This is a genomic window from Achromobacter sp. MFA1 R4 (genome assembly GCF_900156745.1).
Lineage (GTDB): Bacteria > Pseudomonadota > Gammaproteobacteria > Burkholderiales > Burkholderiaceae_B > Achromobacter.
Map to the genome: position 1 here is coordinate 547,374 of NZ_LT707065.1, position 25,188 is coordinate 572,561.

Here is a 25,188-nt window from a genome sequence, read left to right on the forward strand (position 1 = left end):
GCCCGCGAGGACGCCGGTCCGGGTGGTAACGGGATACCGCCCTACTCCAGCGCCACCGTCACCGGACGGGCGCCCAGCAGATCCACCAGCACCTTGGGGTCGATTCCCACCAGATACCCGCGACGGCCGCCATTGATGTAAACCACCGGATATTCCAGCACCTCAGCCTCCACCCACACGGGCATCTTCTTGCGGGTGCCGAAGGGCGACGTGCCGCCCACCTGGTAGCCGGAATGCCGCTGGGCGACGTCGGGCTTGCAGGGTTCGACCTTTTTCAGGCCGGCCTGGCGCGCCAGGTTCTTGGTGGAGACTTCGCGGTCCCCGTGCATGACCACGATCAGCGGCTTGGCCGATTCGTCTTCCATGACCAGCGTCTTGACCACGGCGTGCGGGTCCAGGCCGAGCTGGCGCGCGGCTTCGCCAGCGCCGCCGTGGTCGACGTAGTCATAGGTGTGCTCGGTGTAGGCCACCTTATTCTGCTTGAGGAACTGGGTGGCGGGCGTCTCGGAAACGTGGCGGGCTTTGCTCATGGGGTTGCCGGTTGGAAAATAGGATGATGGGCGGCAGCTAGCCGCGCGGATGATGGGCCGCGTGCAGCGCCTTCAGGCGCTCGCGCGCCACATGCGTGTAGATCTGCGTGGTGGAAATGTCGGCGTGACCCAGCAGCATCTGCACCACGCGCAGGTCCGCCCCGTGGTTCAGCAGGTGCGTGGCGAAGGCGTGGCGCAGCACGTGGGGCGACAGCGGCGCATGCACGCCGGCGAGCACGGCGTATTTCTTGACCAGTTGCCAGAATGCCTGGCGCGACATCGCCTCGGCGCGCGCGGTGATGAAGAGCGCGTCGCTGACGCGGCCGGCCGCCAGTTCGGGACGGGCCGATCCGAGGTACTGCGCGATCCAGTGCGCGGCTTCGGCGCCCAGGGGCACGAGGCGGTCCTTGCCGCCCTTGCCCTGCACCACCCGCACCACGCCTTCGTTCAGGCTGACGTCCAGGGCGCGCACCCCCACCAGCTCGGACACGCGCAAGCCGGTGGCGTACAGCGTTTCGAGCATGGCGCGGTCGCGCAGGCCGCGTGGCTGGCTCGCGTCCGGCGCGCGCAGCAGCGCGTCCACCTGCTGTTCGGACAGCGTCTTGGGCATGCGAGGCGGCTGCTTGGCCGCGACCAGCGTAAGGCACGGATCGCGCTCGGCGCGGTGCTCGCGCAGCGCCCAGGCGTAGAAGCGGCGCAGCGCGGCCAGCCGCCGGTTGGCGGTCGTGGCGCGGATTTCCTCGTGGCGGAACGCGAACCAGGCGTCGATGTCGGCCTTCTGGGCCTCGCAGATCGGCTTGGGCGGGCCCGCCGGCAGGGGCGCCACGCGCGCGTCATCGCCGTGGCGATCGGCCATTTCGCGGGCGTAGGCTTGCGGGTCTTCTAGCCAGCGGGCGAAACCGGTCAGGTCGCGCCGGTAGGCGGCCAGAGTATTGGCGGAAAGTCCGTCTTCGAGCCAGACGGCATCGATGAAGGCGTCGATATCGGCCTGGGAGGCGAGCGGCTGGCGGGCGGTGGACATGGCGGAATTCTACGGCGAGGCGCGGCGGGCGGGATTCTGCCGGCGGTGTGCCGGCCAGATGCGGCCCGCTACGCGCGGCCGGCGAGGCGCTCCCCCACGCCCGCGGCCGCGGATTTGAGCCAGGCTTCGAACGCCTTCAAGGCCTCGGACCGTTCGCTGCGCTGCGGATAGCCGAAGTAATACCCCTGGCTGACTGCCAGCGACTGCGGCACCGGCATGGCGAGCGCGCCCTGGTCCAGGGCCGGTTGCGCCAGAAAGCGCGGCATCAGCCCCACGCCCAGCCCGGCCTGCACGGCGGCCATGACCATGGTGAACAGCTCATAGCGCGGCCCGCCGGCCGCCTGGGGCCCGTACAGGTGGCTATTGGCCGCATACCATTGGCGCCAGGCATCCGGACGCGAGGCCAGGTGCAGATGCGTCATGCCGGACAGTGCGCCGCCGCCCTGCTGCGCCGCCCGCGCGGCCAGCTGCGGCGCGCAGACCGGCACGAGCTCGCGTTCGGGAAAGAGCAGCCCGCCCTGCGTGCCGGGCCAGAGTCCGTCCCCGTGATAGAGCGCGCCGTCGAAGGGCTGGTCCTTGAACTGGAACGGCAAGGTGCGCACGGACAGGCTGACGGTGATGTCCCCATGCTCACGCTGGAAATCGGCCAGCCGGGGAATCAGCCACGTCGTCGCCAGCGTGGGCACCACGGCGATGTGGATGCTGCGCCCCATCCCGGTCCGGCTGACGAGGCCAAAGGTGTCTTTCTCGATCTGGTCCAGATGGTGGCGGATGCGGCCGGCGTATTCCGCCCCGTGATCGGTGAGAACGATGCGGCGCCGCACCCGCGTGAACAGCTGCACGCCCAGGCGCGCCTCCAGGCTGGCCACCTGCCGGTAAACCGCGCTGTGCGTCAACGACAGCTCTTCGGCCGCGCGCGAAAAACTGCCCAGCCGGGCCGATGCCTCGAACGCCTGCAGGGCGCTCAGATTGGGAATGCCGTTTCTCATGGACGGGGGGCGCCTGAATGCCGGCTCGCGCCCGCGCGCCCGCTTGCTGCGGCGCACCAGACGGGACGTGCCGGCGGATCAACAGAATGTGCAATTTTATCAATTGCGTTGTGCGCCCAGGGAACATATGCTCAGGAGTCCTAACCTAGGCTAATCACGACACCACCATGCCTCAGCAAGATTCCCGCCTTGGCGGTCACATCCTGGTCGACCAGCTCGTCGCCCAGGGTGTCAAACATGTATTTTGTGTCCCCGGCGAAAGCTATCTGGCGGTGCTGGACGGCCTGCACGACGCCGACATCAAGGTGACCGTGTGCCGCCAGGAAGGCGGCGCGGCCATGATGGCCGACGCGCACGGCAAGCTGACCGGCGAGCCCGGCATCTGCATGGTGACGCGCGGCCCGGGCGCCTCCAATGCGCTGGCGGGCGTGCATATCGCCAAGCAGGACTCCACGCCGATGATCCTGTTCGTCGGCCAGATCGAGCGCGGCATGCGCGAGCGCGAAGCCTTCCAGGAAATGGACTACCGCGCCGTGTTCGGCACGCAGGCCAAGTGGGTGACCGAGATCGACCAGGTCGAACGCATTCCCGAACTGATCTCGCGCGCCTTCCACATCGCCACCTCGGGCCGTCCCGGCCCGGTCGTGATCGCCCTGCCCGAAGACATGCTGGTCGAAGCCGCCAAGGTGGCCGACGCCCCGCGCTACGAAGTGATCGAATCCGCCCCCACGGCCGGCCAGCTCGCCGACCTGGAAAAGCTGCTGGCCGATGCGAAGAACCCGGTCGCCATCCTGGGCGGCACGCGCTGGGATGCCCGCGCCGTGCAGCAGTTCGCTGATTTCGCCCAGCTGCATGCGCTGCCGACCGCCGTGTCGTTCCGACGCCAGATGCTGTTCCCCGCGGACCACCCCTGCTTCATCGGCGACGTCGGCCTGGGCATCAATCCGGCCCTGCTCAAACGCGTGGCCGACGCCGACCTGATCCTGCTGGTCGGCGGCCGCATGTCCGAAAACCCCAGCCAGGCCTATACGCTGCTGGACATCCCGGTGCCCAAGCAAAAGCTGGTGCACGTGCATCCCGACACCGCCGAGCTGGGCCGCGTGTACCGCCCCACCCTCGCCATCAACACCTCGCCGTCCGCCTTTGCGGCCTCGCTGGCCGGCCTGAAGGCCCCGGCCAAGCCCGTCTGGGCCGAAGCCACCAAGACGATGCGCGAGTCGTACCTGAAATGGAGCGACCCCGAAACCGTCACCACGCCGGGCGCGCTGCAGCTCGGCCAGGTCATGGCCTATCTGGAAAAGACGCTGCCTGCCGACGCCATCATGACCAACGGCGCCGGCAACTACGCCACCTGGCTGCACCGCTTCCACCGCTTCACGCGCTTTGGCACGCAGTTGGCGCCCACGTCGGGCTCCATGGGCTATGGCCTGCCGGCGGCTGTTGGCGCCAAGCGCGTCTGGCCGGACAAGACCGTCGTGTGCTTTGCCGGCGACGGCTGCTTCCTGATGCACGGCCAGGAGTTCGCCACGGCGGTGCAATACGACCTGCCCATCATCGTGGTCCTGGTGGACAACGGCATGTACGGCACCATCCGCATGCACCAGGAAAAGCACTACCCGGGCCGCGTGTCCGCGACCCAGCTCAAGAACCCGGATTTCGCCGACTACGCGCGCGCCTTCGGCGGCCACGGCGAACGGGTGGAGACCACGGAACAGTTCGCCCCGGCTTTCGAGCGGGCGCTGGCCAGCGGCAAGCCGGCCATCCTGCACTGCTTCATCGACCCCGAAACCATCACCCCCTCCACGACCCTCGAAAAGATCCGCGAGGCGGCGCTGAAGGCCCAGCACTGAACCCTGCACGGGCGGCAAAACCGGCGGCGCGCCCAGGCGCACCGCCGTGCAAACCCCAACTTGCCGCCCGAATTATTTTAAGTTTAAACTTTCTAGATTCCGATCACGGAAATCCATAGCGGAGACCCAGCATGTCCTCGAACCCCTCATTCCACTGGCAAGACCCCCTGTTGCTGGACCAGCAACTGACCGAAGAAGAGCGCATGGTGCGCGACGCCGCCTACGCCTATTCGCAGGACAAGCTGGCTCCGCGCGTGCTCAACGCCTTCCGCAACGAGAAGACCGATCCGGAAATCTTCTCCGAAATGGGCGAACTGGGCCTCCTGGGCGCCACGATCCCGGTCGAATACGGCGGCGCCGGCCTGAACTACGTCAGCTACGGCCTGATCGCCCGTGAAGTCGAACGCGTCGACTCCGGCTATCGCTCGATGATGAGCGTGCAATCCTCGCTGGTGATGGTGCCGATCAACGAATTCGGCAGCGAAGAACAAAAGAAGAAGTACCTGCCCAAGCTCGCCCGCGGCGAATGGATCGGCTGCTTCGGCCTGACCGAGCCCAACCACGGTTCCGATCCCGGCGGCATGGAAACCCGCGCCGTCAAGACGGCCGACGGCTACAAGCTGACCGGCAACAAGATGTGGATCACCAACTCGCCCATCGCTGACGTGTTCGTGGTCTGGGCCAAGTGCGTCGGCGGCGACTTCGACGGCAAGATCCGCGGTTTCATCCTGGAAAAGGGCATGAAGGGCCTGTCGGCTCCCGCCATCCACGGCAAGGTCGGCCTGCGCGCGTCGATCACCGGCGAAATCGTCATGGACGAAGTGGAAGTGTCCGCCGACCAGATGATGCCCGGCGTGTCCGGCCTGAAGGGTCCCTTCACCTGCCTGAACTCGGCCCGCTACGGCATCGCCTGGGGCGCCGTCGGCGCCGCCGAGGCCTGCTGGCACACCGCCCGCCAGTACACGCTGGACCGCAAGCAATTCGGCCGCCCCCTGGCCGCCAACCAGCTCATCCAGAAGAAGCTGGCCGACATGCAAACCGAAATCACGCTGGCGCTGCAAGGCTGCCTGCGCCTGGGCCGCATGAAGGACGAAGGCACCGCCGCCGTCGAGATCACGTCGATCATGAAGCGCAACTCCTGCGGCAAGGCGCTGGACATCGCCCGCCTGGCCCGCGACATGCTGGGCGGCAACGGCATCTCCGACGAATTCGGCGTGGCCCGCCACCTGGTGAACCTGGAAGTGGTCAACACCTACGAAGGCACCCACGACGTGCACGCCCTGATCCTGGGCCGCGCGCAGACGGGGATCCAGGCGTTCTATTGATCGACTGCGTGATGTAGCTGAATGGGCCGCCCGATGAACTGACCCCCGAAAGTTGGACGTAGATCCAACCTTCGGGGGTTTTTACATGGCGAAGTACGACGTGCATTTCAAATTGGACGCGGTTAGGAGATACCTGGCGCAAGAGGGGGGCAGCAAGGCGATCGCTGCCTCATTGGGGATTGACCATTCCCACCTGCGGCGATGGATCGCGGCATTCCAGAGCCATGGGCAGGCCGGTCTGGCAAGGAAGCACAGCCACTATGACGCGCAGTTCAAATTGCGTGTTTTGAGCCATGCCCGCCGAGAAGGGTTGTCCGATCGCGAGGTGGCCGGGCTCTATGACATTCGCGGTGCTGGCTCTGTAGGCAGGTGGCGGACTCAGTATGATGGACACGGAATGGGCGCGTTGGAGCCCAAGTCGAAAAGAAGAAAGGCCATGCCGCACAAGCCCCCGCCCGAACCCGTATCCGAAGAGATGACGCTGGAAGAACTCCAAAAGGAGTTGGCGTATCTGCGCGCGGAGAACGACTATCTAAAAAAAATGAAGGCCTTAATCGAAGCGGAAAAGACCAAAGCGCTCGCTGGAAAGCGCAAGTAGTCCAAGGATTAAGGCCCAAGCATCCGCTCGAACTGCTGCTACGAGCGGCGAAGCTCTCGCGCAGCACGTTCTACTACCATTTGAAGGCGTCGGCCGCCGTGGACTCGTACGCCGAGCTCAAGCAGCGCATCGGCGCGGTCTACGCACGCCATAAGGGCCGCTATGGCTACCGCCGGATCACGGCGGAGCTGCGCCAGGCGGGCGAACTGGTGAACCACAAGACGGTGCAGAAGCTGATGCAGATGCTGGACTTGAAGTCGCTCGTGCGCGCCAAGAAGTACCGCTCCTACCGAGGCCAGTCGCACCACGTGGCGGTCAACGTGCTAGCGCGCGACTTCGAAGCGGAGCGTCCGAACCAGAAGTGGGTTACCGACGTGACCGAGTTCAACGTGCGCGGCGAGAAGCTGTACCTGTCGCCGGTGATGGACCTGTATAACGGCGAGATCGTGGCCTACGAGACCAGCCGCCGGCCGGTGTTCAAGCTCGTGGGCAGCATGTTGAAGAAGGCGCTGGCGCGGCTGCGGCCGACGGAGCGTCCCGTGCTGCACTCTGACCAGGGCTGGCAATACCAGCAGCCCATCTACCGGCGAATGCTGGCGGCCCGGTCCGTGACCCAGAGCATGTCACGCAAGGGCAACTGCCTGGACAACGCTGCCATGGAAAGCTTCTTCGGCACGCTCAAGGCTGAGTTCTTCCACCTGAACCGCTTCGAGAGCGTCGACCAGTTGCAGGCCGGCATCCGACAGTACATCCGTTACTACAATCACGATCGCATCAAGCTCAAGCTAAAAGGCCTGAGCCCGGTGCAATACCGAGCTCAGGCCTTCGGGCTTTAGCTTCTGACGTCCAACTTCTGGGGGTCAGTTCAAAGGGGCGGCCTTTTTCATGCCATGACTCCAGTGCGGCATTTCCGCTGAACTACGCCGAAACCAGATACGCCAGGTTTATCAACCAGCAATTCGAGCTGGATTCTATCGAGCTGGTCATCGGGCAGGCCGACTGGCGTAGAAATAGGCTGGCCGTTGGCGTCGCTGTCCTGCCCTATGACCACATAGCCGTAGCCTACTCTGGTCTTTTCGGGAGTGGATTGTCTTGCCGGTACGTGCGATTGGGATGAATGACAACGCGCTTGACCACGGAATCCAGCTCCTTGCCGTGATATAGGTCCAGACATTTCAGGAAATCAAATTGGACTCCCTTGATCTCTGATTCGGCCAGGGGATTGCGGTAATCGCGCGCCAAATACTTTTCCACCAGCGGAGGGATAACCTCCACATATGGGTGCTTATCCCAATCGTAGTAAGTCCAGTCTCGCAGAGCGCTGACGCTGCTGCCGGCATCCGTAGAGGCTTGTTGATCTTTTTTGTATGCTGTGGCGAGGCACTCCGCAAGCACCATGTCCTTGAAGTTCTGGGCATAAGTTCGCGTCGCCGCCTGCGGCGAGGTTGGAACTTCATCATTTGCATGCGTGAAAGACGCAAAAAGTACCAAGACCGGCAATAGCCTGCGAATCAGCTTGCTCTTCAAGGCAGGCTCCAGAAGTTCGCGCGATCCGTTCGGTAGTTTGCTCCCGGCTCATTGAAATAGCATTGGTCGTAGCAGGAATTGCCGTTGAACAAGGTTGCATGGCCAGTGGCATCTGTCCACCCGGAAATCTCAAACAAGATCAGCCCCTTCTTGCCTGCAAGTGCGCCTCCTCCCGCAGGCGGAAACCTCACGATTTCAGCCTTCCCCCACCTGCTTTCCAAAAAGGCGATTAAATTTTTGACGTGATAAAAATACCAGCGCTTATCTGCGCCCGACACGGTTTGACCTGGCTTGTAAGGTATCGACAGCCCCGCTTGATTCAGGATGTAGCTCAAGCGCACCGCACAAGTATTTTCCCAGCGTCCCTTGGGATCGGGGCTGTTTATGTTTAGCGCGACCTTTCCACCGATTACCTTCGCCACCCTGGCCGCGGGGTTGGCAGGGTCGTAGATTCGTTGCGATGCTGCCCATGCTTGAGCAAAAGATGGACGTGCCATGCATCTTCCTTTGGGTCTGTCTTGCGTTGAACGGGAAGTCCAACGGTAGGTTAAAGACATTCGTTTCTTCAGGCTTTAGGGGTTGTCCGAAATGCCGGGAAGCACCCGTGGTTTTCTTTGACAGTTCCCTCTGCGGCATCCGCAATACGCCATACGCCCGATCCCGCAGCGCCGCGCATTGCCGAATTCCCGACTAGGCGTACGCCTGTACACCTCGTACGCTTTACGGCATTGGCCAGGCGCTGGTCGGACGAGCGATTGCAGCGTCCCACCATCCCCGGCCCCGGCTTACCCCCCACCAGGAGTCGCGCATGCACGGCATTACCCCTTTGCGCCTCGCGGCAGGCATCGCCATGGCTTTCATCGGCCATGGCGCTTATGCCGCCACGACGCTCACCATGGCCACCGAATACCCGGCCACCTCCATGCCCGGCCAGGGCGTGTCCACCTTCGCGGAACTGGTGCGCGCCAAGTCGGCCGGCAATGTGGTGATCGACACCAGCTTCGACGCGGCCAAGGGCATCAAGTCGGGCGACATGATCGACGCGGTCCAGGCCGGCAAGGTCGACGCGGGCGATGCGTTCGCGGGCGCGCTCGCGGCCAAGTATCCCTTGTTCGGCGTGTCGTCCCTGCCCTTCCTGGCGGACTCGCTGTCCAAGGCGCGCAATCTCAACAAGGCGGCGCGCCCGGCCTACGAGAAGCTGCTCGCCGCGCACGGCCAGAAGCTGCTCTACACCACCCCCTGGCCGGCCTCGGGCATCTGGTCCAAACAGAAGCTGGACAGCGTGGCCGCGTTGAAGCGCCTGAACATCCGCACCTACGACGCGACGTCGCAGGAGGTCATGCGCAGGGCGGGCGCCCAGGCGCAGAACATCTCGTTCGCGGATGCCATGCCGCGCATCGCATCCGGCGAGGTCAACGCCGTGCTGTCTTCCGGCGACGGCGGCGCCGGCCGCAAGCTGTGGGAATACCTGCCCCACTTCGCGGAGATCAACTACGCGATGCCGATTTCGGTGGCGACGATGAACCTGAAGGCTTATGAGGCGCTGGATGCACGCTCGCGCAAGGCCATTGACCAGGCGGCGGCGCAGACGGAGGCCGAGCAATGGAAACGCATCGAGGGCCGCCTGCAGCAGAATTACGCGAACATGCGCAAGAACGGCGTCGCGATCAACACGGCGGTGCCGCCGGCGGTGCTCAAAGCGTTGAAAGACGCCTCGGCCGACGCGATCAATGCCTGGAAAACGGCCGCCGGCCCCGAGGCCGCGGCCATCGTCAAGCAGGCCGGCAAGCGGTAGGCACGCAGCCTAGTTGTTGCCGGACAGATCGAACAAGCTGGTCGCGTCCATCTCCAGCACGCTTTCGTCGTGCTGGTTCAATACCGTCCAGGCCCACGTGATGATGCCCAGGTCGGGGCGCGATGACGAATGTCGCGCGCCTTGCACGCGCGCTTCCAGCCGCAGCGTGTCTCCGGGACGCACCGGCGTGCGCCAGCGCACTTCTCCGAGGCCGGGGGAGCCGAAGGATTCGGAATCGTGCAGGGCGGCGTCGACCGCCATGCGCATGGCCAGCGCGCAGGTGTGCCAGCCGCTGGCGATGAGCCCGCCCCAGCGGCCTTCCGCGGCGCGCCGCGGATCGGTGTGGAACCATTGGGGATCGTATTTACGGGCAAACTCCAGGATCTCCGGCTCCGTCACGGTGATCGGTCCCGCCTTGATCACCATGCCGTCCTTGAATTCGGCGAACTTCATGTATTTTCCCCTGCGACGAAAACGATAACGGCGCGCCCAGGCGCGCCGTTCGTCACGCATCTGTTGTTGGATCAGTACGTCTCGAAATGCAGCCGGCCTTCGCGGCGCAGCGCATCATGCAGGATAGACCAATCCTCGCCCGACTGCACCACCACGTCGCGCAGCGCGTCCAGCACGCCGACTTCCATGCCCTTTAGGCCGCAGACATAGATGCAGGTATTGCGGTCCGACAGCAACTGGCGGACGGGCTCGGCCCGTTCGCGGATCAGGTCCTGGACGTAGCGCTTGGGCTGCCCGGGCTCGCGCGAGAGCGCCAGGTTGATGTCGATGAAGTCGCGCGGCAGCTTCATCAAGGGGCCGAAATAAGGCAGCTCGCGTTCGGTGCGGGCGCCGAAGAACAGCATGAGCTTGCCGACGTCTGCCGCGCCCAGCAGGCGCCGGCTGCGTTCGGTCATGGCGCGCATGGGCGCCGAGCCGGTGCCCGTGCAGATCATGATGAGGTTGGCCCGGGGGTGATTGGGCATCAGGAAGGTGTGGCCGAACGGACCGATCACCTGCACGGTGTCGTTCCTGGCCAGGTCGCACAGGTAGTTGGAGCAGACGCCGTGCGCGGCGGCGCCGCCGTGGTCTTGCGTGACGCGCTTCACGGTCAGCGACAGGTTGTTGTACCCGGCCCGCTCGCCGTCGCGCGGACTGGCCAGCGAATACTGGCGCGCATGATGCGGCCGGCCCTGCGCGTCGGTCCCCGGCGGCAGGATGCCGATGGATTGGCCCTCCAGCACGGGAAACGGCTGTTCGCCGAAGTCGAGGACGATGTGGTGGATGTCGCTTTCGGTATCGGCGCCCGTGACCCGGTAGTTGCCCACCACCGTCGCGGTGATGGGCGTTTTGTGGGTGTAGAGATTGACGTAGGGATGCGCGGCCGACCAGGGCGGAACGGCGGCGCCGGGCGTCGGCGGCGTCACGGGCGGCGCGGGCATCGCGGCCATGCCGGCAGACGCGACCTGCGAAGCGCCTGCGGCGTCAACGGCCGCGGACGAAGCGCCCACGGCGAGCGGCAGGGACTTCTCCTGCGGCAGTTCTTCCCAGCCGAACTGCTCCTGCACGGTATAGGCTTCGGCGCGCACGACGAGCCGCCAGTTGTCGATGGACCCGGTCGGGCACGGCGGCACGCAGGCCATGCAGCCGTTGCAGACGTCGGGATCCACCACGTAGTTGTTGGCGTCGTGGGTGATCGCGTCGACCGGACAGGTCTCTTCGCAGGTATTGCAGCGGATGCAGATCTCGGGATCGATCAGATGCTGCTTCAGGACTTCCACCGGTAATGGGGCGTTCATCGCCGTCCTCCCTACGCGCGGGCTTGCGGCCCGCGCGGCCTTTAGTTGAAACGCACGTACTCGAAGTTCACCGGCTGGCGGTTGATGCCCATGACAGGCGGCGCGATCCAGTTGGCGAACTTGCCGGGCTCGGTCACGCGGCCCATCAGCGACGCGACGAAGGCGCGGTCCTCGGGCGTGGGCAGCCACTTGTGCTGGTGGGCCTGCCATTGGGATTCGGACAGGATCTCGCCTTCGGGCGACATGCGGATGCCGGCGAGCGTGCCGATCTGGCGGTTGAAGGCCTTGTGCGGCACCTGCAGGCGAAAGGCCAGCCCGCTCTTTTCAATCACCTTGTTCCAGCGCCCGATGCCGGCCACCGAGTCGCGGATGAAGTCATCGCGCAGCACTTCGTTCAGGGCGTTGAGCATCGGCACCTCGATTTCGCTGAGTTTGCCGTTGCTGACGTTCAGCACCCGATAGGTGTCGTTCTTGAGCTGGTGGTCGTCGGTGCGCTTGCTTTCTTCATAACGGCCCTTCAGGCCCGAGCCATAGAAGATGGCCGCATTGGACGACTGGTCCGCGCCGAAGAGATCGATGGTGACGCTGTAGTGGAAGTTCAGGTAGCGCTGGATGGTGGGCAGGTCGATCACGCCGGCCGCGCGCACGGCTTCCGGGTCGTCGGTCTTGAGTTCCTTCATCACTTCGCAGGTGCGCTGGATGACGCGGGAAATGCCCGATTCCCCCACGAACATGTGGTGCGCTTCCTCGGTCAGCATGAACTTGGTGGTGCGCGCCAGCGGATCGAAGCTGGATTCGGCCAGGGCGCACAACTGGAACTTGCCGTCGCGGTCCGTGAAGTAGGTGAACATGTAGAACGCCAGCCAGTCCGGCGTTTTTTCATTGAAGGCGCCCAGGATGCGCGGATTGTCGGAATCTCCCGAGCTGCGCTGCAGCAGCGCGTCGGCTTCCTCGCGCCCGTCGCGGCCGAAGTAGCGGTGCAGCAGGTAGACCATGGCCCACAGGTGGCGGCCTTCTTCGACGTTGATCTGGAAGAGGTTGCGCAGGTCGTACTGCGACGGCGCCGTCAGGCCCAGGTGGCGCTGCTGTTCGATGGACGCGGGCTCGGTGTCGCCCTGGGTGACGATGATGCGGCGCAGGTTGGCGCGGTGTTCGCCGGGCACGTCCTGCCACACGTCGCGGCCGATGTTTTCGCCGAAGTGGATCTTGCGCTGTCCATCCTGCGGCGCCAGGAAGATGCCCCAGCGGTAATCCGGCATGCGCACGTGGTTGAAGTGTGCCCAGCCGTCGGGCTCGACGCTGACCGCCGTGCGCAGGTAGACGTCAAAGCCGTGCGAGCCGTCCGGCCCCATGTCCTGCCACCACTGCAGGTAGTTCGGCTGCCAGTGTTCCAGCGCGCGCTGCAAGGTGCGGTCGCCGGACAGATTGACGTTGTTGGGGATCTTATCGGTGTAGTTGATGCCGGACATGTCTCTCTCCTGATGTTCTATTGGGGCCGCTCAGACGCGGTTCCAGTCGAATGCCGCCTGCTCGCCCTTGCCGTACAGCTTGAGCGCGCCCTTGTCGCCGGCCGCGTTGGGACGGTTGAAGATCCAGTTCTGCCAGGCGGTGAGGCGGCCGAAGATGCGGGTCTCCATGGTTTCCTGGCCGCCGAAGCGCAGGTTGGCTTCCAGGCCGGTCAGCGCGTCGGGCGAGAGCGCGCGGCGTTCTTCGAGCGCCATGCGCACCTCGTCGTCCCAGTCGATGCTGTCGGGCGCGTAGGTGACCAGGCCCAGGTCCAGCGCGTCGGCGGCCGACAGGCTGCGTCCGGCCTGCGCGCGCACCGCTTCGAGCGGTTGCGTCTCGCCGTGGAAACGCCGCTGCAGCCGGCTTAGGCCGTTGACCATGGGGTAGACGCCGAAGTTGCGCTCGCCCACCACGATGCGCGGCGGCGCGGGCACGTCCTCGTCGTCCAGCATGTAGCTTCGGTCGGCCGCGAGGGCCAGTTCCAGCAGGGTGCCGGCAAAACACGAGCCGGGCTCGATCAGCGCGAACAGGCTGCGGGACGTGACGTCCAGGCGCGCGAGCGTGCGGCGCAGCATGCCTGCGGTCTCGCGCACGAACCAGTGGTCGGCGTGGCGTTCCATGGCCGCGTCCGCCGCCAGCACCGCCTGCGCGTCCCCTTCGGTCCGCAGGATCCAGGTGCCGATGTCCAGCTCATTGGTGCGCATCGACAGGATGGCGTCGTCCAGCTCGCGCGCCATCTGCAGCGGCCACCACGCGGCGCCCGCGGCAAGGATGTCGGGCAGCGCCGTTTCGACCTCGGCCCGCGGCCCGTGCACGGTCCAGGTGGCCTGGCGTTTCTCGCGGTCGACCCGCACGTCGACGTATCGGTAGGACAGGCCATCGGCGGTCTCGGTGCGCGCCAGCGGCGTCAAGGCCACGCCCTGCTCGCCCGCGGGACGATCGCTGCCCTGCGCCAGCGCCAGCGCGCGGGCGCGGACCGCTTCTTCGAAGCGGGCGGGCTTGACCACATCGTCCACCAGCCGCCAATCCTTGGCCCGCTGGCCGCGCACGCCCTCGACCAGGGTGCAGAAGATATCGGCGTGATCGTGGCGCACGCGGCGCTTGTCGGTGACGCGGGTCAGGCCGCCCGTGCCCGGCAGCACGCCGAGCAGGGGCACTTCGGGCAGCGCCACGGAGGACGAACGGTCATCGATCAGCAGGATCTCGTCGCAGGCCAGGGCCAGTTCATAGCCGCCGCCCGCGCAGGCGCCGTTCAGGGCGGCGATGAATTTCAGCCCGCCATGGCGACTGGAATCTTCGATGCCGTTGCGGGTTTCATTGGTGAACTTGCAGAAGTTCACTTTCCAGGCGTGCGTGGACAGCCCCAGCATGAAGATGTTGGCCCCAGAACAGAAGATGCGGTCCTTCATGCTGGTCACGACCACGCTGCGCACCTCGGGATGCTCGAAGCGGATGCGCTGCAGGGCGTCGTGCAGTTCGATGTCCACGCCCAGGTCGTAAGAATTGAGCTTGAGCTTGTAGCCGGGGCGCAGGCCCCCGTCTTCGGCCACGTCCATGGCCAGCGTCGCGACCGGACCGTCGAAGGCCAGGCGCCAGTGCCGGTATTGGGCGGGATCGGTGCGGAAATCGACCCGGTTGATGGGGCTGCTCATTGTGTGTCTCCTCATACCCCTGTTCGCTGACAGGAAAAATACTGCACGACATGAATTATTATGCAGATTAGTGCAGGAGAAAATGAGCGTCAAGCAAAAGATGCACAAAAATGCAGGTCGGTGCAGGCGCAAGGGGAACGCCTGCACGTGCGGCGCCTGTCGACCGGCCAGCAAAAAGGCTGCACCGGGCAGCCTTTTTGCAATCGTGCGCGGGAGCGGCGCGCTGCGTAATCGGGTCTACAGCGGCAGTCCGCAGGCCTTGCGCACCTGCGTGCGCAGGCCGGCGAAGCTTTCGGAGACCTCGAGGTTGCTGGTCACCCAGGTCAGGTCGGCCTTGGCGTAGAAGGCTTCGCGGCCGGCAAGAATGCGCTTGAGGTCGGCCATGGCTTCGTTGTTGCCCGACATGGGGCGGAAATCCCCCTGCGCCATGACGCGCTCCATGTGCTCTTCGGGCGTGGCGCGCAGCCAGACCGTATAGCAATGGGTCAGCAGCAGGTTCAGCGTGGCGGGTTCGGACACCAGGCCGCCGGGCGTGGCCAGCACCATTTCCGGGTAGATCTGCACCGCTTCCTCGAGCGCGCGCCGTTCGTAGCGGCGGTACGCGTTGGGGCCGTAGAGGTTGTGGATTTCCAGGATGCCGCAGCCCGCCACGCGCTCGATTTCGCGGTTCAGTTCCACGAAGGGATAGCCAAGGTCGTCGGCCAGCATCTGTCCCAGCGTGGATTTGCCCGCGCCGCGCAGGCCGATGAGCGCCACGCGCTGCGTGCGGTTGGGGCGCTGCGCGCCGGCGCCCACCCCGAAGAGCTGGGTCAGCGCCTCGCGCGCGCGCTGCAGGTCGGATTCCGTGCGCCCGCTCAGCAGTTCCCGGATGAGCAGCCAGTCGGGCGATTCCGTCGTCACGTCGCCCACCAGTTCGGCCAGCGCGCAGTTGAAGGCGCGGGCGATCTGCAGCAGCACCAGGATGGACGCATTGCCAACGCCGTGCTCGAGATTGGCCAGGTGGCGTTCGGACACGCCCGTCGCCTGGGACAGGCCCTTGCGCGTCATGCCCCGGATGGCGCGCAGGCGGCGCACGCGCTCGCCCAGGGCCACCAGGAAGGGCTCACGCCGGGGTTCGATGGGCGCCGTGTCTAGCGCTTGATTCATGGTTCAACTGACTCCGCAAAAACCCTGATTACTGCTCTTTTATGCACTATAGTGCTTGACCCACATCAAAGGAAGCACTATTTTTCCATCCAACGAGTCCACAGCCGACCCGGTGCAAAAAAACAGCAGTCCACCTACGGACTGCCGGAGCGCCGACAGTGTAAAGGAGCCGCTTGGTGAGTACGCCAGACCAATTCCATGCCCTGATGCGCGACGTGACGCGCCTGACGGCCGGCCAGCCGCTGGATGCGGCGCTGCAAGCCCGGCTCAATGACGTGGCCGGGCCGCACAGCGCCTTGTTCCAGGACATCTTCGCCACCTGTAGGCAGGGCGTCGCCGACGGCTGGATGTGCGCCCGCGAAGGCGGCGGCATCAAGTACGGCCGCGTGATCAAGCCTGCCGACGACCTGGGCGGCTGTTCCGTGGACGTGGTCGACATGGACGACCTGGCGGGTCCGCACCACGCCCACCCCAACGGCGAGATCGACATGATCATGCCGCTCACCGGCGACGCCCGCTTCGACGGCCATGGCGCGGGCTGGCTGGTCTACGGACCGGGCTCGGCCCACAGCCCCACCGTGACGCAGGGCCGCGCCCTGGTGCTGTACCTGCTGCCCGGCGGGGCCATCGAATTCACGCGCCCCGGCTGACAACCGGTCCGGACATTCGCAAGCCCTGCCGCCACACAACAAACACAGGCAGGGCGTCCGCCCCACGAGGACACCAGGAGACAACCGTGAACCCTTGCCCCGCCGAACTCAATTTCGCCAGCCACCTGGCCGCGCTGAACGCGCCTCGCGCCGCCAAGCCGGCCTACATCGACGACACCCGCCAGCTCACGTATGGCGAACTGGCGCAGCGGGTGGCCCGCATGGCGGGCGCGCTGCGCGGCCTGGGCCTGCGCCGCGAGGAGCGCATCCTGCTGCTGATGCAGGACACCGCCGACTGGCCGGTGGTGTTCCTGGGCGCCCTGCACGCCGGCGTCGTGCCGGTGGCGGTGAACACCCTGCTCACGGCCGACGACTACGCCTACATCATTGCGCACAGCCGCGTGCGCGCCGTGTTCGTGTCGGGCGCCCTGCTGCCCGTCCTGCAGGCGGCGCTGTCCCAGGCGCCGGCCGACGTGGAACACCTGGTCGTCTCGCAGCCGGGAACGGACCTGCCCGACGGCGCCCACGAATTCGAATCCCTGCTGTCCGCGGCGTCGCCCGCGCCGGCCGTGCGCACCCTGTCTGATGAAATCGCGTTCTGGCTGTATTCGTCCGGGTCCACCGGCAAGCCAAAGGGTGTGGTGCACACGCACGGCAACCTCTGGCACACGGCCGAACTCTATGCCAAACCCATCCTGGGCATCCGCGAAAGCGACGTGGTGTTCTCGGCCGCGAAGCTGTTCTTTGCCTATGGCCTGGGCAACGGCCTGACCTTCCCGCTGTCGGTCGGCGCGACCGTCGTGCTGATGGCCGAACGCCCCACGCCGCAGGCGGTTTTCCAGCGCCTGGTTCGGCATCGCCCCACGGTGTTCTACGGCGTGCCCACGCTGTATGCCAGCATGCTGGCCTCGCCCGCCCTGCCGCCGCGCGACCAGGTGGCGATGCGGATCTGCACGTCCGCGGGCGAGGCCTTGCCGCGCGACATCGGCGAGCGCTTCACGCGCCACTTCGGCTGCGAAATCCTGGACGGCATCGGGTCCACCGAAATGCTGCACATCTTCCTCTCGAACCGCGCGGGTCAATTGCGCTACGGCACCACGGGCAAGCCCGTGCCGGGCTACGAGGTCCAGCTGCGTGACGACAACGGCGTGCCCGTCGCCCAGGGCGTCATCGGCGACCTCTACATCAAGGGCCCCAGCGCCGCGCTGATGTACTGGAACAACCGCGACAAGACGCGCCAGTGCTTCCTGGGCGACTGGCTGAAAAGCGGCGACAAGTACGTTTGCGATCCGGACGGCTACTACACCTACGCCGGGCGCAGCGACGACATGATCAAGGTCAGCGGACAGTACGTGTCGCCGGTGGAGGTCGAGAACATCCTGATCCAGCACGAAGCCGTGCTGGAAGCGGCGGTGATCGGCGTGCCGGACCCCGATGGGCTGGTCAAGACCAAGGCCTATGTCGTGCTGCGCGCCGGCTTCGAGCCCGATGCCCAGACCGGCGCCGCCCTGCAGCACTACGTCAAGCAGCACCTCGCGCCGTTCAAGTATCCGCGCCAGATCGACTTCCTGGATGAGCTGCCCAAGACCGCCACGGGCAAGATCCAGCGCTTTCGCCTGCGCGCACTGGAAGAGGCCACGCCATGACCATGACCACGACCACGACCACGACCGCAGACGCCGGCACGGTATTTGCCAACCTGCACGCGCGCGGCCGCGACCTGCGGCTGGAATGCCAGTGGATCGCGCCCGAGCGCGCCGACGCGCCGCTCATCGTGTTCCTGCACGAGGGCTTGGGATCGGTGTCGATGTGGAAGGACTGGCCGACGCGCGTCTGCGACCAGGCCAATTGCCGCGGCCTGGTGTATTCGCGCTACGGATACGGGCAATCGACCGCGCGCCCCCTGAGCGAGGCTTGGGCCCCGGATTTCATGCACCGCGAGGCGCAAGAGGTCCTGCCCGCCCTGCTCGAGGTCCTGGGCGTGGACGCCCGCCGGGACAAGCCCGTGCTGTTCGGCCATAGCGACGGCGGCTCGATCGCGTTGCTCTACGCCGCGGCGTATCCGGACGCCGTGGCCGGCGTCGTGGCTGCCGCGCCCCATCTGTTCGTCGAAGACGTTTCCGTGGCCAGCATCGCGCAGGCGCGCACGGCCTATCTGGAATCGGACCTGCGCGCCCGGCTGGGCCGCCACCACCAGGACGTGGACTCCGCGTTCTGGGGCTGGAACGACATCTGGCTGAACCCTGAATTCCGCGCCTGGAACATCGAAGACGCGCTGGAACGCATTGCCTGCCCGGTGCTGGCGATCCAGGGTGTCGACGACGAATACGGCACGCTGGAACAGGTGCGCGCCATCGGCCGGCGCGCGCCGCAAACCGAACTGCTGGAGATTCCGGACTGCGGCCATTCGCCGCACCGGGATCAGCCCGCCACCGTTGTCCAGGCCGTCGCACGCTTTGTCGGCGCGCTGGAAAAACCCGGTTGACCCCAAGCCGCGCACCGGCCCCGGCGTCCGCCCATAACAAGCACGGAGACACACCATGAACCACGTCCTGACCCGGGCCGCGCTTGCCGCCGCCCTGACGATCGCCGCAGGCGGCGCGCATGCCGACGACAAGCTCAAGGTCGGCTTCATGCTGCCCTACAGCGGCACCTTCGCCGCGCTCGGCACCGCCATCGAAAACGGCTTCAAGCTCTACGTCGCCGAACAGGGCGGCAAGCTGGGCGGGCGCGAGATCGAATACTTCAAGGTGGACGACGAGTCCAATCCGGCCAAGGCGGCGGAGAACGCCAACCGCCTCATCAAGCGCGACCAGGTGGACGTGCTGATCGGGACGGTGCATTCGGGGGTGGCGATGGCGCTGGCCAAGGCGGCCAAGGACGCCGACACGACGCTCATCGTCACCAACGCCGGCGCCAACGCGATCACCGGACCGCTGTGCGGGCCCGGCATCTTCCGCACCTCGTTCACCAACTGGCAGCCAGCCTACGCCATGGGCCCCGTGGCCAACGCCAAGGGCCACAAGACGGCCGTCACCATCACCTGGAAGTACGCGGCGGGCGACGAAGCCATCGGCGGCTTCAAGGAAGGCTTCGAGAAGGCCGGCGGCAAGGTCGTGCGCGAGCTGAGCCTGCCCTTCCCCAACGTGGAATTCCAATCGCTGCTGACGGAGATCGCCGCGCTCAAGCCCGACATGGTCTTCACCTTTTTCGCGGGCGGCGGCGCCGTGAAGTTCGTGCAGGACTATCACGCGGCCGGCCTGGACAAGACGATCCCGCTGTATGGCTCGGGCTTCCTGACGGACGGCACGCTGCAGGCGCAGGGCGCTTCCGCGCAGGGGCTGCTGACCACGCTGCACTATGCCGACGGCCTGAACACCCCGCGCGACAACGCCTTCCGCGCCGACTATTCCAAGGCGTACAAGGTGCAGCCGGACGTGTACGCGGTGCAGGGCTATGACGCCGCGCAGCTCATGCAGTCGGGGCTGAGCGCCGTGAAGGGCGACTTCTCGAAGAAGGACGCCTTCCGCAGCGCCATGCGCACGGCGACCGTGGACAGCCCGCGCGGCACGTTCACGCTGTCCAAGGCCGGCAACCCGGTGCAGGACATCTACCTGCGCCGCGTGGACGGCCTGGAAAACAAGGTGGTCGAGGTCGCGGTGCAGAAGCTGGCCGATCCCGCCCGCGGCTGCAAGCTGTAGCCGCGGCGCCCCGAACGCGTCCGCCACGGGAGGCCCCATGGACATCAGCATCCTGCTCATTCAAAGCCTGAACGCATTCCAGTACGGCTTGCTGCTGTTCCTGGTGGCCAGCGGACTCACGCTGATCTTCGGGATCATGGGCATCATCAATCTGGCCCACGGCAGTTTCTACATGATCGGCGCCTACATGGCGTTTGCGCTCGGGCCGCTGGTGGACCGCTGGCTGGGCGGCGGGTTCCTCGCAACGCTGGCCGTGTGCGTGCTGGCGGCCGGCGTGCTGGGGTATGTGCTGGAAGCGGCGTTCTTCAGCTACCTGTACAAGCGCAACCACCTGCAGCAGGTGCTGATGACCTACGGCCTGATCCTGGTGTTCGAGGAGCTGCGCAGCATCCTGGTCGGCAACGACGTGCACGGGGTGCCGCTGCCGGCGTGGCTGCAGGGCAGCATCCCGCTGGGCGGCGTGATGACCTACCCCGTTTACCGCCTGTTCATCTCGGGCGTGGGCATCGCCGTCGCGCTGCTGCTGTATTGGGTGATTTCGCGCACGCGGCTGGGCATGATGCTGCGCGCGGGCGCCAGCAACCGCGAGATGATCGGCTCGCTCGGCATCGACATCAACAAGCTCTACCGCGTCGTCTTCGCGGCCGGCGTGGCGCTGGCGGCGCTGGCCGGCAGCATCGCCGCGCCCGTCTCGTCGGTCTATCCGGGCATGGGCAATGGCGTGCTCATCATCTGCTTCGTGGTCGTGGTGATCGGCGGCATCGGGTCCATCCGCGGCGCCTTCCTGGCCGCGATGCTGGTCGGCTTTGCCGAGACCTTCGGACAGGTGCTGTTCCCGTCGGCGGCGGGCGTGCTGGTCTATCTGCTGATGGCCTTCATTCTTCTTTGCAAGCCCGAAGGGCTGTTCAAACAGGGCTAGGTCCTGTCGACACATCAAAAGGACCCTCGCATGCGCACGCCGCTGATGAACAGACTCCTGCCCCTTGCCGCGCTGCTGGCGCTGGCCGCCTTTTGGTTCAGCGGCAGCGACTACTACACCGGCCTGGCGGTCAAGATCATGATCTACGCCATCTTCGCGCTCAGCCTGCAGTTGCTGGTGGGCGGGGCGGGACTGGTGAGCCTGGGCCACGCCGCGTTCTTCGGCATCGGCGCCTACGTGGCGGCGCTGCTGTCGCCCGAGTCGGAAGCGGCCAGCCTGTGGTGGCTGCTGCCCGCCGCCCTGCTGGCCGCGGGCGCCTATGCGCTGGTCACGGGTGCGCTCGCGCTGCGCACGCGCGGCGTGTACTTCATCATGGTCACGCTGGCGTTTTCGCAGATGGCCTATTACGTCTTTCACGACACCAAGATCGGCGGCGGCAGCGACGGCATCTATCTGTACTTCCGGCCCGACCTGTCGCTGGGCGGGTGGACGCCCGTGGACCTGGGCGACCCGGCCACGTTCTATTTCTTCGTCCTGGCCGGCCTGGCGCTGACCTGGGGCTTTCTTGCGCTGCTGCGGCGCTCGCCGTTCGGCGCCGCCCTGAACGGCATCCGCATCAACGAACAGCGCATGCGCGCGGCCGGCTACTCGACCTATCGCTACAAGCTGGCCGCCTACGTCGTGGGCGCCATGCTGGCCGGCCTGGCGGGTTTCCTGTTCGCCCTGAAGGACGGGTTCGTGACGCCCGAACTGCTGGCGTGGGAGCAATCGGGGTTGGTGCTACTGATGGTCATCCTGGGCGGCATGGGCAGCCTGGGCGGCGCGGTGCTGGGCACGGTAACGATGGTGCTGTTGCAGGAACTGTTCCAGTCGCAGGAATTGTTCGGCGACTATGCGCGCCACTGGCATCTGCCGCTGGGCATCGCCATCATCGTGCTGGTGGCATTGCTGCCCAACGGGCTGGCCGGACTGCCCGCCCAATGGCGCGAACGCCGGCAGGCGCGCGTGGCGGATGCCGCGCGTGCGGCAGGCACGACCAGCCCCCGAACCGACGCCGGCAGCGCGTCGCGCGCCGAGGCCATGCCCGCCGCGCCGCGCCTGCCCCTCCAGGGAGAACGCCATGTCTGATCTCTTGCTGGCCGCGACCGCGGTCACCCGCCGCTTCGGCGGCCTCACCGCGGTGAACGGCGTATCGCTCGGCCTGCTGCGCGGCCAGGTGCATGCCGTGATCGGCACCAACGGCGCGGGCAAATCCACGCTCATCAACATCCTGTCGGGCGAGCTGGCGGCCAGCAGCGGCCAGGTCATGCTGCGCGGCCGCGACATCACCGCCTGGCCGCAACCCGAGCGGGCCCGCGCCGGGCTGGGCCGCAGCTACCAGCGATCCACGATCTTTCCCGAACTCAGCGTCTTCGAAAACTGCCGGCTGGCCGCGCAGGCAAGCCGGCAGCGCTTCTGGCACTGGTGGCGTGATGCCGCCGCCTGCCGGCGCAGCGCCGAGCTGGCGGGCGCCGCGCTGGACCGCACCGGGCTATCCGGCGACGCCCGCCAGCCCGCCGGCCTGCTTCCGCACGGCCGCAAGCGTCAGCTCGAGATCGCGATGTGCCTGGCGGGCGAACCGCAGGTGCTGCTGCTGGACGAACCGCTGGCCGGCATGGGCCCCGAGGAAACCGACCGCATCCTGGACCTGCTGCAGACATTGAAGGCCGGGCACGCGATCCTGCTGGTCGAACACGACATGGACGCCGTGTTCCGCATCGCCGACACCGTCACCGTCATGGTCAACGGCGCGGCCATCGCCAGCGGCGCCCCGGCGCAGATCCGCGCCAACCCCGAGGTGCGCACCGCCTACCTGGGCGAAGACGGACAAGGAGCGCACGCATGAGCGCGCTGATCGAAGCTGGCGGACTGCATGTGTACTACGGCGCCAGCCACGTCCTGCGGGGCGTGGACATGCACATCGCCCCCGGCGAATCCGTGGGACTGGTGGGCCGCAACGGCATGGGCAAGACGACGCTCATCCGCAGCCTGATGGGCCATGTGAGAAGCGCGCGCGGCAATGTGCGGGTGCGGGGCAGCGATTGCACGCACGCGCAGCCGCATGCGATTGCGCGCATGGGCGTGGCCTACGTGCCCGAGGGGCGCGGCATCTTTCCCAACCTGAACGTGCGCGAGAACCTGCAGGTGGCGGCGCGGCCGGGCAGGCGCGCGGGCCAGGACTGGACGTATGCGCGGGTGCTGGACACCTTTCCGCGCCTGCGCGAGCGCCTGGGCCATGGCGGCCAGCAATTGTCGGGCGGCGAGCAGCAGATGCTGGCCATCGGCCGCGCGTTGATGACCAATCCGGACCTGCTGATCCTGGACGAAGCCACCGAAGGCCTCGCGCCGCTCATCGTGGCCGAGATCTGGCGCATCATCCGCGAGATCCGCGCGACCGGGATGTCCACGCTGATCGTGGACCGCAATTACCGGGCGGTGCTGGAACACACCGACCGGTGCCTGGTCATGGAGAAGGGGCTGATCGTGCAGGACGGCGACAGCGCGTCGCTCGCCCGGCAGCCCGAACAATTGACGCGCTATCTGGGGGTGTAGGCCTGGATAGGCGCGCCTGGCGCTCAGATCAACGCTTCGATCAGGAAGGGGCCGCGCCGCTTGAGACCATCGGCCAGCGCGCGCGCGAAGCCTTCGATCGTATCCACGCTGACCGCTTCGACGCCCATGCCGCGAGCCAACTGCGTCCAGTCCAGGTGCGGATCCTGCAGGTCCAGCATGCGGCGCGCATTGCGGCCCGGCTCCAGCACGCCCACGTTTTTCATTTCGCCGTGCAGCGTGGCGTAGGAGCGGTTGGCCAGGATGATGGTGAGGCAGTCGAGGTTCTCGCGCGCCTGCGTCCACAGGGCCTGCAGGGTGTACATGCCGCTCCCGTCCGCCTGCAGGGTCACGACCTTGCGGTCGGGGCAGGCCACCGCAGCGCCCGTCGCCAGGGGCAGCCCGATGCCGATGGCGCCGCCGGTCAGCATCAGCCAGTCGTGCGGCGCGCTGCTGACGCTGTAGAGCGGGAATTCGCGGCCCTGCGTGATGGATTCATCGCACACGATGGCCTGTTCGGGCAGGTGGTGCGCGACCAGGATGTTCACCGCGGCGCCGGTCAGCTTGCCCGCGGCGGGCACCTCGTAGGTGGCGGCGGGCGCCGCAAGGCGCGGCGCGTCGGCGGCGATGCCCAGCTCGTCGGCCAGCCATTCCAGCGCGTGCGGCAGGTCCTGATCGGCCGTCGCCAGCACGACCTGGTTGCTGTCCTGCGGCGCCAGCAGGCTGGGCTTGCCGGGATAGGCAAAGAACCCGACCGGCGACTTCGCGCCCGCCAACACCAGGTGCTTCACGTCCTTCAGCTTGGCCACGGCCAGGTCGATCGGATACGGCAGGCGGTCCACCGGGGTTCGCGATCCGCCGCGCTCGATGCGGCGGTTGGACGTTTCGGACACCAGGCGCACGCCGGTGGCGCGCGCGATGCGGCCGGCTGCGTTCAAGCCGCGCTCGCGCAGGGCGGCGCCGCCCAGCATCAGCACGGTGACTTCGCCCGAGCGGATGGCGTCGGCCGCCGCGCGCACGGCGTCGGCGGTGGTGTGCGCCAACGCCTCGTCCTTGGCGATGATGGGCGCGGGTGCGTCATCGGGCAGCTCGGTCCAGGCCGTGTCGGCCGGCAGGATCAGGGTGGCGATGTTGCCGGGCGCGCGCCGCGCCACGGCGACGGCCTCGGCCGCGTCCGCCGATAGCGCCGAGGCGGTCATCGTGCGCTTGACCCAATGCGACATGGGCCGCGCCACGCCTTCCACGTCGCTGGTCAGCGGCGCGTCGTACTGGACGTGATAGGTAGCGTGGTCGCCCACGATGTTGACCATGGGGGTGCGCGCGCGCTTGGCGTTGTGCAGGTTGGCCAGGCCGTTGCCCAGGCCAGGGCCCAGGTGCAGCAGCGTGGCCGCGGGCTTGTCGGCCATGCGCGCGTAACCGTCGGCGGCGCCCGTCACCACGCCTTCGAAGAGGCCCAGCACGCAGCGCATCTTGGGCTTGCGATCCAGCGCCGCCACAAAGTGCATCTCGGATGTGCCCGGGTTCGCAAAGCAAACGTCCACATCATTGGCAAGCAAGGTGTCGCAGAGGCTGTCGGCGCCGTTCATCGTGTTTCCCTGGT

The 25,188-nt window shown here is 66.6% G+C and carries 23 protein-coding genes; 12 read left to right on the plus strand and 11 right to left on the minus strand.

Annotated features, from left to right (window positions below):
- Nucleotides 1-41: 41 nt before the first annotated feature.
- The 3 genes from ybaK to BXA00_RS02495 all read right to left on the minus strand — a co-directional run bounded on the left by ybaK (nt 42) and on the right by BXA00_RS02495 (nt 2,540).
- A complete protein-coding gene (gene ybaK, locus BXA00_RS02485) occupies nt 42-530 on the minus strand; it encodes a Cys-tRNA(Pro) deacylase (protein WP_076515908.1) in 489 nt (162 codons plus the stop codon).
- A gap of 37 nt (nt 531-567) precedes the next feature.
- Complete coding sequence (gene xerD, locus BXA00_RS02490; RefSeq protein ID WP_076515910.1) at nt 568-1,551, minus strand: site-specific tyrosine recombinase XerD; 984 nt, start codon at nt 1,549-1,551, stop codon at nt 568-570.
- 68 nt (nt 1,552-1,619) lie between these two features.
- On the minus strand, nt 1,620-2,540 hold the full coding sequence (locus tag BXA00_RS02495) for a LysR substrate-binding domain-containing protein (RefSeq protein ID WP_076515912.1): 921 nt from the start codon (nt 2,538-2,540) through the stop codon (nt 1,620-1,622).
- A 167-nt stretch (nt 2,541-2,707) separates the two neighbouring features.
- On the opposite strand from BXA00_RS02495, the gene BXA00_RS02500 reads away from it, so the two are divergent.
- The 3 genes from BXA00_RS02500 (at nt 2,708) to BXA00_RS28675 (ending at nt 7,149) form a co-directional block, all read left to right on the plus strand.
- Complete coding sequence (locus tag BXA00_RS02500; RefSeq protein WP_076515916.1) at nt 2,708-4,390, plus strand: thiamine pyrophosphate-binding protein; 1,683 nt, start codon at nt 2,708-2,710, stop codon at nt 4,388-4,390.
- Between the two features lie 131 nt (nt 4,391-4,521).
- Nucleotides 4,522-5,715, plus strand: a complete 1,194-nt coding sequence (locus BXA00_RS02505; RefSeq protein ID WP_076515918.1) for an acyl-CoA dehydrogenase — start codon at nt 4,522-4,524, stop codon at nt 5,713-5,715.
- A gap of 85 nt (nt 5,716-5,800) precedes the next feature.
- Nucleotides 5,801-7,149 (plus strand): IS3 family transposase gene (locus BXA00_RS28675; RefSeq protein WP_369825590.1). Its coding sequence is split into 2 segments (ribosomal slippage): nt 5,801-6,284 and nt 6,284-7,149, totalling 1,350 coding nucleotides; the frame shifts between segments, so codons are not numbered across the junction.
- Nucleotides 7,150-7,375: 226 nt separating this feature from the next.
- Here the strand turns inward: BXA00_RS28675 and BXA00_RS02525 are convergent.
- On the minus strand, nt 7,376-7,840 hold the full coding sequence (locus BXA00_RS02525) for a type VI secretion system amidase immunity protein Tai4 (RefSeq protein WP_369825591.1): 465 nt from the start codon (nt 7,838-7,840) through the stop codon (nt 7,376-7,378).
- Nucleotides 7,837-8,337, minus strand: coding sequence for a T6SS effector amidase Tae4 family protein (locus BXA00_RS02530; RefSeq protein WP_076515925.1), 501 nt, complete (start codon nt 8,335-8,337; stop codon nt 7,837-7,839). Before BXA00_RS02530 ends, BXA00_RS02525 begins: the two co-directional genes overlap by 4 nt.
- A gap of 311 nt (nt 8,338-8,648) precedes the next feature.
- Here BXA00_RS02530 and BXA00_RS02535 point away from each other — a divergent pair, with 311 nt between their 5' ends.
- Entirely contained in the window at nt 8,649-9,635 is a 987-nt protein-coding gene (locus BXA00_RS02535) for a TRAP transporter substrate-binding protein (RefSeq protein ID WP_076515927.1), read from the plus strand.
- A gap of 9 nt (nt 9,636-9,644) precedes the next feature.
- Here BXA00_RS02535 and BXA00_RS02540 read toward each other — a convergent pair whose 3' ends face one another.
- The 5 genes from BXA00_RS02540 to BXA00_RS02560 all read right to left on the minus strand — a co-directional run bounded on the left by BXA00_RS02540 (nt 9,645) and on the right by BXA00_RS02560 (nt 15,729).
- Complete coding sequence (locus tag BXA00_RS02540) at nt 9,645-10,088, minus strand: MaoC family dehydratase (RefSeq protein ID WP_076515928.1); 444 nt, start codon at nt 10,086-10,088, stop codon at nt 9,645-9,647.
- 71 nt (nt 10,089-10,159) lie between these two features.
- On the minus strand, nt 10,160-11,425 hold the full coding sequence (gene boxA, locus BXA00_RS02545) for a benzoyl-CoA 2,3-epoxidase subunit BoxA (RefSeq protein WP_076515930.1): 1,266 nt from the start codon (nt 11,423-11,425) through the stop codon (nt 10,160-10,162).
- A gap of 41 nt (nt 11,426-11,466) precedes the next feature.
- Nucleotides 11,467-12,894, minus strand: coding sequence for a benzoyl-CoA 2,3-epoxidase subunit BoxB (gene boxB / locus BXA00_RS02550; RefSeq protein WP_076515932.1), 1,428 nt, complete (start codon nt 12,892-12,894; stop codon nt 11,467-11,469).
- Between the two features lie 30 nt (nt 12,895-12,924).
- Nucleotides 12,925-14,583: a 2,3-epoxybenzoyl-CoA dihydrolase gene (boxC, locus tag BXA00_RS02555; RefSeq protein WP_076515934.1), complete on the minus strand. Its 1,659-nt coding sequence runs from the start codon at nt 14,581-14,583 to the stop codon at nt 12,925-12,927.
- 237 nt (nt 14,584-14,820) lie between these two features.
- Nucleotides 14,821-15,729 carry a helix-turn-helix transcriptional regulator gene (locus BXA00_RS02560; protein WP_076515935.1) on the minus strand — a complete coding sequence of 303 codons (909 nt, stop codon included), beginning with the start codon at nt 15,727-15,729 and terminating at the stop codon, nt 14,821-14,823.
- Between the two features lie 176 nt (nt 15,730-15,905).
- Between BXA00_RS02560 and BXA00_RS02565 the strand changes: the two genes are divergently transcribed.
- The 8 genes from BXA00_RS02565 to BXA00_RS02600 all read left to right on the plus strand — a co-directional run bounded on the left by BXA00_RS02565 (nt 15,906) and on the right by BXA00_RS02600 (nt 23,591).
- Entirely contained in the window at nt 15,906-16,379 is a 474-nt protein-coding gene (locus BXA00_RS02565) for a DUF4863 family protein (protein ID WP_076521755.1), read from the plus strand.
- A gap of 86 nt (nt 16,380-16,465) precedes the next feature.
- Complete coding sequence (locus BXA00_RS02570; RefSeq protein WP_076515937.1) at nt 16,466-18,025, plus strand: benzoate-CoA ligase family protein; 1,560 nt, start codon at nt 16,466-16,468, stop codon at nt 18,023-18,025.
- A gap of 2 nt (nt 18,026-18,027) precedes the next feature.
- The gene (locus tag BXA00_RS02575; RefSeq protein ID WP_076521756.1) at nt 18,028-18,864 is read left to right on the plus strand and encodes an alpha/beta fold hydrolase; all 837 of its coding nucleotides are present in this window, start codon (nt 18,028-18,030) and stop codon (nt 18,862-18,864) included.
- Between the two features lie 55 nt (nt 18,865-18,919).
- The gene (locus BXA00_RS02580; protein ID WP_076515939.1) at nt 18,920-20,080 is read left to right on the plus strand and encodes an ABC transporter substrate-binding protein; all 1,161 of its coding nucleotides are present in this window, start codon (nt 18,920-18,922) and stop codon (nt 20,078-20,080) included.
- 37 nt (nt 20,081-20,117) lie between these two features.
- A complete protein-coding gene (locus tag BXA00_RS02585; RefSeq protein WP_076515941.1) occupies nt 20,118-20,999 on the plus strand; it encodes a branched-chain amino acid ABC transporter permease in 882 nt (293 codons plus the stop codon).
- Nucleotides 21,000-21,044: 45 nt separating this feature from the next.
- Nucleotides 21,045-22,127 (plus strand): branched-chain amino acid ABC transporter permease, encoded by a 1,083-nt coding sequence (locus BXA00_RS02590; RefSeq protein WP_076521757.1) that lies wholly within the window; start codon nt 21,045-21,047, stop codon nt 22,125-22,127.
- On the plus strand, nt 22,120-22,884 hold the full coding sequence (locus BXA00_RS02595; protein ID WP_076515943.1) for an ABC transporter ATP-binding protein: 765 nt from the start codon (nt 22,120-22,122) through the stop codon (nt 22,882-22,884). Before BXA00_RS02590 ends, BXA00_RS02595 begins: the two co-directional genes overlap by 8 nt.
- On the plus strand, nt 22,881-23,591 hold the full coding sequence (locus BXA00_RS02600) for an ABC transporter ATP-binding protein (RefSeq protein ID WP_076515944.1): 711 nt from the start codon (nt 22,881-22,883) through the stop codon (nt 23,589-23,591). The genes BXA00_RS02595 and BXA00_RS02600 overlap by 4 nt, the downstream gene beginning before the upstream one ends.
- Nucleotides 23,592-23,614: 23 nt before the next feature.
- Here BXA00_RS02600 and BXA00_RS02605 read toward each other — a convergent pair whose 3' ends face one another.
- A complete protein-coding gene (locus BXA00_RS02605; RefSeq protein ID WP_076515946.1) occupies nt 23,615-25,174 on the minus strand; it encodes an acetolactate synthase large subunit in 1,560 nt (519 codons plus the stop codon).
- Nucleotides 25,175-25,188: the final 14 nt, after the last annotated feature.